This is a genomic window from Priestia veravalensis, assembly GCF_001457055.1.
In the GTDB taxonomy this organism is placed as follows: domain Bacteria; phylum Bacillota; class Bacilli; order Bacillales; family Bacillaceae_H; genus Priestia; species Priestia flexa.
In genome coordinates this window covers 1-12,433 of sequence record NZ_KQ758671.1, presented here as the reverse complement: position 1 = coordinate 12,433, position 12,433 = coordinate 1, and the positions used below count along the sequence as shown (strand labels likewise).

General features: G+C 32.3%; 13 protein-coding genes. 12 read left to right on the top strand and 1 reads right to left on the bottom strand.

All coding sequences use genetic code 11. From position 1 onward, the window contains the following. The first annotated feature begins 84 nt into the window (after positions 1 to 84). The 9 genes from AS180_RS15350 to AS180_RS15310 all read left to right on the top strand — a co-directional run bounded on the left by AS180_RS15350 (position 85) and on the right by AS180_RS15310 (position 9,630). Entirely contained in the window at positions 85 to 1,521 is a 1,437-nt protein-coding gene (locus AS180_RS15350) for a hypothetical protein (protein ID WP_062687081.1), read from the top strand. Continuing rightward, on the top strand, positions 1,508 to 2,623 hold the full coding sequence (locus AS180_RS15345) for a glycosyltransferase family 4 protein (protein WP_025909605.1): 1,116 nt from the start codon (positions 1,508 to 1,510) through the stop codon (positions 2,621 to 2,623). The genes AS180_RS15350 and AS180_RS15345 overlap by 14 nt, the downstream gene beginning before the upstream one ends. Before the next feature lie 24 nt (positions 2,624 to 2,647). Next, a complete protein-coding gene (locus tag AS180_RS15340; protein ID WP_062687079.1) occupies positions 2,648 to 3,835 on the top strand; it encodes a glycosyltransferase in 1,188 nt (395 codons plus the stop codon). Between the two features lie 16 nt (positions 3,836 to 3,851). Beyond that, positions 3,852 to 4,946: a glycosyltransferase gene (locus AS180_RS15335; protein WP_062687077.1), complete on the top strand. Its 1,095-nt coding sequence runs from the start codon at positions 3,852 to 3,854 to the stop codon at positions 4,944 to 4,946. Between the two features lie 28 nt (positions 4,947 to 4,974). Further along, the gene (locus tag AS180_RS15330; protein ID WP_025909602.1) at positions 4,975 to 5,460 is read left to right on the top strand and encodes an acyltransferase; all 486 of its coding nucleotides are present in this window, start codon (positions 4,975 to 4,977) and stop codon (positions 5,458 to 5,460) included. Between the two features lie 54 nt (positions 5,461 to 5,514). After that, positions 5,515 to 6,972 carry a flippase gene (locus tag AS180_RS15325; protein ID WP_062687075.1) on the top strand — a complete coding sequence of 486 codons (1,458 nt, stop codon included), beginning with the start codon at positions 5,515 to 5,517 and terminating at the stop codon, positions 6,970 to 6,972. Positions 6,973 to 7,006: 34 nt separating this feature from the next. Next, on the top strand, positions 7,007 to 7,987 hold the full coding sequence (locus AS180_RS15320) for a glycosyltransferase family 2 protein (protein ID WP_062687074.1): 981 nt from the start codon (positions 7,007 to 7,009) through the stop codon (positions 7,985 to 7,987). 193 nt (positions 7,988 to 8,180) lie between these two features. Beyond that, positions 8,181 to 8,933, top strand: coding sequence for a YveK family protein (locus AS180_RS15315; protein WP_025909599.1), 753 nt, complete (start codon positions 8,181 to 8,183; stop codon positions 8,931 to 8,933). Next, positions 8,923 to 9,630 (top strand): CpsD/CapB family tyrosine-protein kinase, encoded by a 708-nt coding sequence (locus AS180_RS15310; RefSeq protein WP_025909598.1) that lies wholly within the window; start codon positions 8,923 to 8,925, stop codon positions 9,628 to 9,630. Before AS180_RS15315 ends, AS180_RS15310 begins: the two co-directional genes overlap by 11 nt. A 78-nt stretch (positions 9,631 to 9,708) precedes the next feature. On the opposite strand, the gene tagU is transcribed toward AS180_RS15310, so the two are convergent. Beyond that, positions 9,709 to 10,656, bottom strand: coding sequence for a polyisoprenyl-teichoic acid--peptidoglycan teichoic acid transferase TagU (tagU, locus tag AS180_RS15305; RefSeq protein WP_035320573.1), 948 nt, complete (start codon positions 10,654 to 10,656; stop codon positions 9,709 to 9,711). Between the two features lie 177 nt (positions 10,657 to 10,833). Between tagU and AS180_RS15300 the strand changes: the two genes are divergently transcribed. The 3 genes from AS180_RS15300 to AS180_RS21755 all read left to right on the top strand — a co-directional run. Continuing rightward, positions 10,834 to 11,610 carry a hypothetical protein gene (locus AS180_RS15300; RefSeq protein ID WP_025909596.1) on the top strand — a complete coding sequence of 259 codons (777 nt, stop codon included), beginning with the start codon at positions 10,834 to 10,836 and terminating at the stop codon, positions 11,608 to 11,610. Between the two features lie 90 nt (positions 11,611 to 11,700). After that, positions 11,701 to 12,117 carry an acyltransferase family protein gene (locus AS180_RS15295; RefSeq protein WP_062687072.1) on the top strand — a complete coding sequence of 139 codons (417 nt, stop codon included), beginning with the start codon at positions 11,701 to 11,703 and terminating at the stop codon, positions 12,115 to 12,117. Between the two features lie 134 nt (positions 12,118 to 12,251). Continuing rightward, positions 12,252 to 12,433: DUF4372 domain-containing protein (locus tag AS180_RS21755; protein ID WP_139109209.1), on the top strand; the 182-nt coding region annotated here is incomplete at its 3' end.

The window sequence follows — 12,433 nt, the reverse complement described above, 5'->3', positions numbered from 1 at the left end:
ATTAATTATTTATCTCGGTAAAGCTATTTTTAGAGTAAAGTAAAATAGTAATCTAATATTATACTGAGTTGATGAGGTTTAAGGATGAAATATTTAATTTGGCCTATATCACTTTTTATTGCTGAATATCTATCCATTAACTTTCCTGTCTATTATGGAAACCGAATACAGATTTATATCTTTATTTTGTTTATCTGTTTAGCATTATTACAATCAAAAGGTGATATTCCTAAAAACATTGTTAATAAAAATATTCTTGCGTTTATTGGAATCGCATTAATCATACAGTTTGCCAGTATGATGCTTAGTCATTATCGAATAGATATACCTCAATACAATAAGAGCCCAATTAAAACATTTATTGCTTTTTGTAGCTTCGCTGCAGCAATTATGGTGCATTACGTAGTCGTACGACTAAATGTTCATGGGACCAATGATATTAAAAAGTTTCTTACAGGCGGTTGGATCGCTTTAATTTTATCGTTAGTCGTTTGTTTTATTCAATTAGCTTATATTTTTATGCCAGGTCCTTTAGATTCCCTTTTAAGGTTATTTGGAAGTACTGTTGAAGCTCGTTGGGGTGGACAAGTTGCCAACTTAAGTGAAAATAGTTTTTACAAACTTGGAAGCTATGTTCAGACTACTTCAAGGATTAACGGTTTAACAGAAGAAGCTTCTAACTTGGCGACTCAATTCTTCGTTATTTTTGTTCCGTTTATTTTAGCTTCAATAAAGAACAATTATAATGTTTTCTTTAAAAATTATGAAAAAACTAGCGTTTTGTATGTTACGTTAGCCATGATTTTAGTTCTTATGCTTATGGCTAAAACTACCTCAGGTTTTCTATTTGCAGCAGTTATCTTACTTGTTTTAATGAAGGATCTTAGTCAACTTAAAAAGCTGTTTTTGATTTCTTCTGTTGTGTTAGCCACCTTACTAGTTTTAATCTTTAATTTTAAAAGTGTTTACTTAGTCCAAACGTTAAACGATTTCCTCTTAAATAAAGAAGGAAACTCTGTTTCTAACAGGTCAGGAAGTATGATTGCGTTATTAATTGTTTCGCTTAAGCATTTTATCTTTGGAATTGGATGGGAATACCATACATATTTTATCTTTGATAATCTTCCAGAATGGGCAAAACACAATAGTGAATATTTTAGTTTTGTAAAAAAGAAAGAATATCCCATCATGAGTGTGTTATTAGGATGGACTGCACAGTTTGGCATTATTATCGTAGGCCTAGTTATTGCCTATGTTATTAAGACTCAAAAGAATTTTAGAAAGTTAAGTAATCAGGCACTAGAGTTGAAGCTAGAAGATGCTCAATTGACTAAAGTGTTGTGTGATGCTTCATTCTATTATTTATTATTTACGTTGATTAGTGCTTTATTTTTGTATGTTTGGTATGCAAGTGTTTATCTAATCATTTATTTCTTTTTTATAAGTATTATTTATGTTACAAGAAAAAACATCACAACTTATGTGTCAAAAGGATATGAAGAATCAAATGGAAAAAATTAAAATAGCTTATATTTGTGAAGCGCTTGGTGGAGGCGTCCGAAAACATTTAGTAGACTTGTTGAATCACATTGACAAAGATAAATATGATGTTCACGTTATACATGGTGTGAATCGAATAGATGAAATTTTTGCAGAAGCAAAAGAGCGATTAACTAACGTTTCTTTTTATGCTGTTGCTGAAATGGAAAGAGAAATTAGTTTCTCCAAAGATTTTATCGCGTTTCGAAAAACAGCAAAGCTCCTTAAAAATATTAAACCAGATATCGTCCACTGTCATAGTTCGAAAGCCGGTGTGTTAGGAAGAGTAGCAGCCAAGTATGCTGGGGTTCAAGATATTTACTACACACCCCATGGTTATATTATTCAAAGCCCTAAAATTTCTACCAAAAAAAAGACCTTATTTACGGTAATTGAAAAAGTGTTAGCTTCAACATTCACATCAAAAGTCGTGCATGTATCTAAAGGAGAAGAAGCAGAAGCTGTAAAACACCGAATCTTAAAAAGAGAAAAATCTGTTATTGTCTATAATGGTATGAATTCTCCTCGAGATTATCAAAAGAGTACATTAAGTGAATTTCACATTGTAACAATTGCCAGAATGGATGATCAAAAAAATCCATGGGAAGCTATTAAAATAGTAGAAAAATTACTTGGTGAATTTCCTAATATTAAATATACCTATGTAGGCGATGGCCAATATTTAAATGAAATTAGGGAGTATGTAAAAAGTAAAGGTTTAGGGAAAAACATTATATTGCCTGGATTTATGAATAACCCCTATAAAATATTAGAAGTAGCAGATCTATTCTTTTTAACTTCTTTGTATGAAGGTTTACCGTATGCGCTAATCGAAGCAATGGCTTTTAAAGTACCAGTATTAGCCTCTGATGTGACAGGGAACAATGAGCTAGTTGTAGATGCTTATAATGGTTTCTTGTATCAATTACACGATATTGAAGAAGGAAGTAACAAGTTGAGACAGCTACTAACTAGCCCAGAGCGATTACAAGAAATGTCTGAGAATGCGTATCAGCATTTCTTAGACAACTTTACAATTCAAAAAATGCTTCAAAGCTACGATGAATTATATTCAGGTGCTTAATGCTAAGTTTAGGAGAAAACGATTATGAAGAAAATAGCCTTTTTATTACCGGATTTTCAAGAAGGTGGAATGCCAAAAGTTGCGTCAAATATTATGTCGGGTTTGGGAGATTCATATCAGCAATATTTAATTCTTTTAGACTCTAACAGTGATATTCGATTCGAAACAAATGCTGAAGTGTTAAGGGTATGCCCAAAGGGTGATAGCAAAGTAGGTAAAGCAAAAGTTTTCTTAGATCGAATTAATATCGTCAAAAAGATAAAAAAGGAACATCATTTTGATATTGTTATTAGCTTTGGAGTGGCTGCTAATATCATTAATATTGTTTCAAAACAAAATGATAAAACAATATGTACGGAACATAATATAAAGTCAATAGAGAATAAAACATGGGGCTTCTTTGGGAGAGTATACGACGTGTTAATAAAAAAGTTTTATACTAAGCCTGATCACTTAGTAGCTATTTCAAAAGTAATGAAAGAAGATTTTATTGGAAACTATAATATAAAAGGCAATATAGAAGTAATTTATAATCCTCATAAAATTTCTGAAATTATTAATCGCTCATATGAAAGTTTAACAGAAGAAGAACAACAATTATTTACAGATAAAGTAACTCTTATCAATGTAGGGCGTATGACGTATGCAAAAGGGCATTGGCATTTAATTCGAATTTTAGCTGAATTAAAGAAAGAAATACCAACTATTCAGCTCATAATTTTAGGTCAAGGGGAGATGGAACAGAGTTTAAAAACTTTAGCTGAAAGATTAAATGTACAAGATTCTATAAAATTTCTCGGCTTTCAATCTAATCCTTATAAGTTTATAAGAAATTCAGACCTTTTTGTTATGAGTTCTTTATATGAAGGTTTCCCAAATGTTTTAATTGAATCTTTAGCTTGTGAAACTCCTATTGTTTCTACAGACTGTAAATCTGGACCTAGAGAAATTATTGATGAAGCTAAGGATATTTATAAAATTATTAATAAATACGAGGTTTGTAAATACGGAGTTCTCACACCACAGTTTAATGGAGAAATCGTATTAGAGAACACACTACTAAGCGATAGTGAAGAAGAGATGAAAAAAGCAGTTCTCAAGCTTTTGAGTGATAAAGAGTTATATAATAAGATTCAACAAGAGTATAAGTTGCAGGCTTTAGAATATGATGTGGAAAATATGGTGAAAGAATACAAAAAAATATTTAATTAAAGGAACGATGAAAGTAATGAAAGTGTTACATGTAATTAACTCCTTAGATATTGGCGGGGCACAGACACTATTAACAGATTCTTTGCCAAGGTTTGTTGAAAAAAAAGTGGAATCTGAAGTCTTTGTATTAAAAAAAAGTTCAGAAGGTAATTTTGAGGAGATCTTAAAGTCTAAAGGCATCAACATAATTTATAGTCAAGTTGAACAGATTTATAGTCCCTTGCAAATCTTAGAGTTAAAAAGATTAATTCAACAGAATTCATATGATATTGTCCATTCTCATACCTTCCCGTCGCAGTATTGGGTCAGTTTATTAAAAAATTTAATTAAAAAACCACCTGTCTTTATCACAACTGAACATAATACTTCAAACCGAAGAAGAGAAAAGAAAGTTTTTAAATATCTTGATAAGTTCATATATAGAAACTATCGTCACATTGTATGTATTAGTGAGGGGACATTAAGTGAACTGATCACATGGGTTAGCGATGTTAAGCCAAAGAGTTCAGTAATCGAAAATGGAATTGATTTGAAGAAGTTAACTGTTGCGTCCCCATTGAATCCAAAAGATATTATTCCTAACTATCAAGACGGAGATAAAATAATTGTAATGGTAGCGCGTTTAACAGAGCAGAAAGATCATAAAACCGTTATTCAAGCGGCATCTAAGCTCCCTCGAAATATGCATATCGTATTTGTAGGTGGAGGAGAAAAATATTCAGAATATGAAGCAATGATTAAGCAGAATAATTTAGAGAGTCAAGTTCATCTACTTGGTCCTAGAAAAGATGTACCGAATATTATTAAAGCAGCCGATTTATTTGTATTATCTTCTCATTTTGAAGGATTTGGGCTAGTAGTAGTTGAAGCAATGGCAAGTGGTATTCCTGTGATAGGAAGTGATGTAACAGGATTAACGGATGTTGTCTCTGGAGCGGGTAAGTTGTTTCAACAGGGAGATTCACAAGAGCTAGCAAATATTATTATAGAATTAGTCAATCATCCGGAGATGTGTACAGCAATGATTGAGGCAGGTTACAAGAAAAGTTCTCTATATTCAATAGAACGATTTGTTGATGAGCATATGAAGTTATATCAATCACTTCTATAAATATAGCGAAAATAGGAAGGTAAAGATTATGAAAGTTATTTTGAGAGTTATTAAAAATTTAGCCGTATCCATTGCTTATTTTACTTTAAACTCTTTACGAATGGCCAAAGTTCAAAGAGGAGAAGGAACAAGGATTTACTATAATGTATTAATTAAAGAACCACAAAACATTACCATTGGAGACAATACGTTTGTCAATAACGGTTGTCTGCTATGGGGGGCACCCAAAGGAAGAATTACTATCGGAAATGATGTTTTGTTTGGTCCCTCAGTTAAACTAATTGCTTCTAATCATGGAACATCTAGAGAATATTTGGTTCGAGAAAACCCATGGCATGATGCTGACATTATTATTGAGGATGACGTATGGTTAGGCGCTAACGTAGTTGTTTTAAAAGGTGTCACAATTGGTAAAGGTGCAATTATTGCAGCTGGTGCGATTGTAAATAAAGATGTAGCCCCATACACAATTGTTGGAGGAATTCCTGCAAAAAAATTAAAAGATCGTGTTTGATTTGAGTAGGAACTTCTTGTATTACTGAATGGGTACCTTGAAAGGTGAAACAAAATGAGTTCAACATCAAAAAATATTTCTTATGTAATTTTGCAACAGTTTATACTACTGTTTTTACCACTGTTAACAATTCCGTATGTTTCAAGGGTATTAGGTGCATCGGGAATTGGAGTAGTTAGTTACACAACATCTATTGTCATGTTATTTATTAATTTGGCTCTCTTAGGTTCAGAGCTTTACGGCACAAAAGAAACAGCTAAGGTAAAGGATGAAAAGAAAAAGCTTAGTCATATTTTTAGCGAGATATTCTTTATCCGCTTCTCATTACTGTTGATTGCAACAGTTATCTATTTCATTTTAACTTATAGTTACTTTGACTATAAATTTATCTTTTATTTACAAGCTTTGAATTTACTTGCTTATATGCTAGATATCAATTGGTTTTTCCAAGGAATGGAGCAATTCAAAAAAATATTGTATCGTAATATATTAGTTAAATCCCTTGGATTTATTAGTGTTTTTATCTTTGTTAAAGATAAGAATGATGTTTATATCTATGTGTTGATCCTAAGTTTATCAATCTTGCTAGGTAACATTTTTATGTGGATTAACTTAAAATCCATAGTAGGTTCATTTACAAAAGTCTCAATGAATAAAATAAAACAGCACTCGGTAAGTATGCTTGCTTTATTCATGGCAGGTTTCTCTATCATGATTTATATGCTTACTGATAAAATTATGCTAGGGATTTTCTCTACTACGGAAGAAGTTGGTTTATATGAGCAAGGTCAAAAAATTATTAATGTATTAGTTACAATCGTGACGGCATTTAGTGCTGTTATGCTCCCAAAAGCAGCTCAAATTATAAAGAAAGGGAATATGGGTGAAATAAGTCGCTTAATTAATCAAAGCATTTCTATTATTAGTTTTGTCGTCTTACCTATCTGCATTATTTTTGCTATAGTATCAAGTGATTTTATGCCTTGGTTCTTAGGTCCAGGATTTGAAAAAAGTACGATAATTAGTCAGATTCTCGTGCCTCTAATTTTTATTAAAGCAATTGGCGTAATGTTGGGCTCAACTTATTTTATTCCTATGGATAAAAATAAAGAGTATACACTTCCCTTAGTTGTAGGTGCTATTTTAAATGTTGTTTTAAATCTTTTTTTGATACCAAAGTATGGTGCAGTAGGGTCTGCTATATCAACTTTAAGCACAGAACTACTGATTTTCTTAGTTCAATTAATTCTATTGCGTAAGATTATTAGCTACTCATATATCTTTAAAAATGGTTTTTTCAAGTATATAATAGCTAGCTTATTCATTATCTTTGCAGTAATAATATGTAGAGAGTTTGTATCTATTAGCTCTAATTTTATGTCTACTATTTTTTATGTTTTAGTATCGGGTGTTATTTACGTTGGCATGATGCTTATTTTAAAGGATAAATACACGCAGTCTATTTATACTTTGATAACTAGTAAACTCTTTAAGAAAAAGAATGTAATGTAAATAAGAATTATAAGGATAAAAGGTGAGGAAACAATTGAGTATAGCTGTTAGTATTGTTGTTCCTGTCTATAATGTTCAAACTTACTTAGCTAAATGTTTGGATAGTATTCTATCTCAGACATTTTCTGATATAGAAGTAATTGTCATAAATGATGGGTCCAAAGATAATAGTCAAGAAATTATAAATCAGTACGCCGAACATCATAATATTATAACAATTAATAAAGACAATGAAGGACTTAGTGAGACAAGAAACAAAGGTTTGTTAAAAGCCCAAGGTGAATATGTTTTGTTTATTGATAGTGATGACTACATTGCTCCTAATATGGTGGAGCGTATGTATAATCAGGCTATAAAAACAAAAGCGGATATTGTTATCTCGAAAGTTACATACGAAGATGAAGCGGGTATACAAGAGCCAATGTTTACATGTGACTTTAATGAAGAAGAGATTATTGATAATAAAGAAGGTATTAAAAGATTTTGGAACGGAGAAATTAATGGTCATGCTTGGAATAAGCTCATTAAACGAAGCTTAATGATTAATAATAATATCTTCTTTCCAAAAGGAAAGCTCTATGAAGATGCACCAACACTTGTGCAGCTGCTAAAGGAAGCTAACGGCATTTCTTTTGTTAATGAAAGCCTATATTATTATTTGCAAAGAGAAGGTTCTATTACTAAAAAGCCTAGCTATAAGTCTCTAGTTGATCATATTGAAGTTCTTTCTGAAATCGAACGATCTATTGCTTCAGATTTATATGAGAAAACTTATCAAAAAGAATTCCAATTTTTCTTGTTAAATTCACTTTATTTTAATATCTATATGCTAAATCAGTTATATTATGATGATAAACAAGCCTATCGAAAATATCGAAAGGATATACAAAAACAAATTAATAAACTTAGTTTTAATAACCTTATGAATAACCGTTATTTAAATATGGCAAATAAATTAAGGTTAGTTTTAGTGAAAACAGGCCTTGTATTTCAACTACGTCACAGATATAAATAAAAGCAAATAAACAGTAAAATAATTACTATTATCGATACAGGAAAAAGGGTAAAATATACTTATGATAGAGTCGTATTCTTTATTTGATATCTTTTTCAAAACATAGGATTATTACAAAATTATCTAGATAATTTTATCTAGGTCTATTATAATGTATTTTGTGCTGTTTTTAATACCTAATATGGAGGTCATCATGGGAGAAACAATTAATATAAAGGAATTGTTTCAGACTGTAAAAAAACGTTTTTGGTTAGTTGGGTTAATTACAATTGTTATGGCAATTATGGCGACCGTTGTTAGCTTTTTTGTTATGACACCTGTGTATTCAGTGAAAACTCAAATATTAGTTAACCAAGCAAAGTCTGATCAACAGCTTTATAACAACAATCAAGTGCAAACTGATATACAATTGGTAGATACTTACAGTGTTATTATTGAGAGTCCTACTATTCTAGACGAAGTTAAGTCTAAACTAAATTTAAATCAAACTGTTGATCAATTAATTGATCAAATTTCAGTAGAAAATGCTCCTGGCTCACAGGTAGTTGAAATATCTGTAGAAGATCAATCTGCTAAACAGGCTGTTTTGATTGCAAATACGACTGCTGAAGTTTTCAAAAATAAAATTTCAAGCCTTATGAATGTAGATAACGTAAACGTACTTTCGAAAGCAAAATTAAAAGAGGATATGGGCCCAGTAAGCCCTAAACCATTATTGAACATTGCTGCAGCTGTTCTTGCAGGTTTAATGTTAGGAACTGGGTTAGTTCTTTTACTAGAATACATGGATAGTACGATTAAGTCAGAAGATGATATTGAGAAGCATTTAGATTTACCCGTTATGGGGGTAATTATGAACATCGAAGATATCCCAGCGCCAACTACAAAATCAAGTCGTGTTGCAGGACAGCATAGTAGAGTAAGAGGTGAGTCTATTGGTTCGTAAGAAACAGGGAAATGATAAAGCGTTAACCGCTAAACGTCGTTTAGTTGCGCACACAAATCCGAAGCTTCCGATTGCGGAACAATATCGTACTGTTCGTTCAAACATTCAGTTTTCTAACTTAGATGAAGATATTCGCTCACTTGTTATGACTTCTTCAGGGCCGGGTGAAGGAAAGTCGACGACTGCAGCTAATTTGGCTATTGTTTATGCTCAGCAAGGCAAGCGTGTACTCTTAATTGACGCAGACTTACGTAAACCAACAGCTCACTTTTCTTTCCGATTAGAGAACTATGTGGGCTTTACAAACGTTTTAACTAGAAAAGCTAAACTATTAGATGCTGTTCATGAAACAAATATTCCTAATCTTTCAGTACTAACAAGCGGACCAATTCCACCTAATCCATCTGAACTATTAGCATCTAAAAATATGGATGCATTATTGGATGAAATGTATGAGACTTTCGATTTCATTTTATTTGATACCCCTCCAACATTAGCTGTGACGGATGCGCAAGTTTTAGCTAACAAAGTTGAAGCTACTATCTTAGTAATTAGTAGTGGTAAGACTGAACGAGAAGCTGCTCAAAAAGCAAAAGAATTGCTGTTAAATGCAAAAGCACGTTTATTAGGCGTTATTTTAAATAATCGTAAAATTGAAGACGGTGGGCATTATTATTATTATTACGGCACTAATTAAAAGGTACCCAAAGTCTTTAGTTTTGAAACTATAAGTAATAAAAAAGATGCGATAGATTAATCTATCGCATCTTTTTTATTACTTAATATTTAGTTGTTCTTTTAATAGGTTTGAAACCTCTGTACGTTCTGTTTCAGATACGTGGTAGTAATAAATACCATCGCTTGCTTTACTACCAGATCCGTCTAGCTGAATCTGTTCTAAATTATGACGAGCATCTTTATAATTAGTCTGAATATCTTTCATCTCATCAAATGTTAAGTTTGTTTTGACATTATCACCAATTGCATCTAAAATACTTCCATAGTTTGTAAGTGACTTTACGCTTGCACCTTCATCAATAACTGCTTGGATGATTTGCCTTTGACGCTCTTGACGTCCAAAGTCGCCTCGTGGGTCTTCATAACGCATACGAGAATATTTCAAAGCATCTTCCCCATTTAATTGAAGCTGTCCCTTTGCAAAATGTTGCCCTTCATAAGTGAAATCTAAGGTGTTATTCACTGTTACTCCACCAACTGCATCAACAATATCTTGGAACCCTTCCATGTTGACTTGTACATAGTAATCAATTGGTACATCTAAAAAATTTTCAACAGTTTTAATGGACATATCAACCCCACCAAAGGCATAGGCATGGTTAATTTTATCCTCTTTCCCCTTACCTACAATTTCAGTGCGTGTATCACGTGGGATACTTACCATCTTAACAGACTGATTATCTGGGTTAACAGTTAATAGGATAAGAGAGTCGGACCGTCCCTTATCTGCACCACGTTGATCTACACCAAGTAAAAGAATAGAAATAGGGTCACGTTCTGAGAAGTTGACTTGCTCTGTTCGCTTTTCAGATTTTGTACGAGAAAGAGGTTCGTGTGTTCGATTAAGTGTACTGGCTACGGAGTTATAGACTGTAAAGGCATAAACCCCTATACCAAGAATTAATACAAGGACAATTGATAGAGCGATTATAAATCCTTTTTTCTTTTTTGATTTGCGCTTTTTGCGTCTGCGTTCTTGTTCCATTCTCACGCTTCCTTTACCAAAAATTTAAAGATATGTACTTTGGCGTATGACAAAATACACAATTATCCTTCCATTTTACCAAAAAAAATGACAAATTTAATCATTTTTTATAAAAATTCTACAAAATTATATTATAATAGGTAAAGAAATTAAAGTAATTAGTAAGGGAGACCGCATATGAAAGTTTGGATTAATGTAATTGCAGTCCTAGCATTTGTAGGAACGCTAGTGGCAGGAAAGTTGTATTGGGACGAAAGAACCTCAGCAGAGTCCATAGCTACACCAACTCCTGTAACACAAGCTTCATCAACTAGTCCTCAAAAGAATTGGGCTAGCTATACAGGCAATTTATCTAAAGAAGTAGTAGAAAAGTTAAAAGTAGCTAGTGAAACTGGTAACCCAATAAAAATTGTAATGGTTGGTTCTCAAGATACATCAAAAGAAAATAATGCTTGGCCTGCTTTAGTAGAAAAAGAGCTAATGAATAAATATGGTTCTGATTTGATAACTGTAGAGGTGCAAGAATACGATCAGGACACAACGCTACAGTTTGTGAAGAATCAATCATACGAAAAGATTATTGCTGCACAGCCTGATGTGTTAATCTTTGAGCCTTTTCTAGCTAACGATAACGGAGTAGTTGGTATTACAAATACGTTGGATAACTTGTCTGTTATTATGACACGAGTAGAAAGTCAAGTAGATGATTTAGTAACAATTATTCAGCCTTCTCATCCAATCTATAATGCCATTAATTATCCGAAAGAAGCAGAGCAGCTCAAAGCTTTTGCAGATGAAAGTGGCTATGAGTACATTAATCATTGGGAAAAATGGCCTAAAGCTACATCAGAAGAATTGTTAACTTACTTAACAGAAGAGAAAGATGCCCCAAGTATAAAAGGCAATAAAGCATGGGCAGAAGCAGTAATTGAATATTGGATTAATGAGAAATAATTCATTTACTAAGTGTTAATAGATACTTCTGTAGGTGTTCGATGTCTACAGAAGTATTTTTTTAGTTAAATATGCACTAGGAGGAGTTACGTGTCGAAAAATAAGTTAATTAACGAACTTTTTTGGTTAAGGTTTATCGCATGTTTGGCAGTTGTAGTCGGGCATGCCATTCAAACTTCTGAATCGCATTTTTTACCAGACGATTCAGCGCTAGGGATTTCTGCTGAAATAAGGCAGGTAATCTATTTATCTCTATTGTTTGGAACACCGGTTTTTGTTTTTATTTCTGAATTTTTATTAGCAAAAAGTTATCCTGTAAATGTACCAAAAGGTTTTATTAAGAAGAGGGTACAGTATTTATTAGTTCCTTACTTATTCATGAGTGTTGTTTACGCATTTATCGAAGCAGAAGTTTGGTCTGTAAAAGGTCTTTCGCTAGAAATTGCAATGAACATCTTTCTTGGCGATTCTACCGTATACTTTATTTTAATTATATTTCAACACTAGTGTTGCATTAATTTATTTTCACTATTAAAAATACTCAAAATGTTCAATTTTATTATTTTGTGCAAAGAAAAAGTCCTTTATAATGGATAAGTCAGGTGGTAACCCGTCCAAATCCACTAAAAAAGGACCAACTCATGGACAAGATTACACGAAAAACTTCATTTGGACAATGGTTTTCACCAATAAATCTTCAACTTTTTGAAGAAACCGTGAAAACGTTGAAATTAGATTACTATACGAAAAAACTAAAAACAGACTCATTTCTAAAATTACTCCTTTTTGCACAGCTACAAGAAGTCGAAAGTTTGCATGAGCT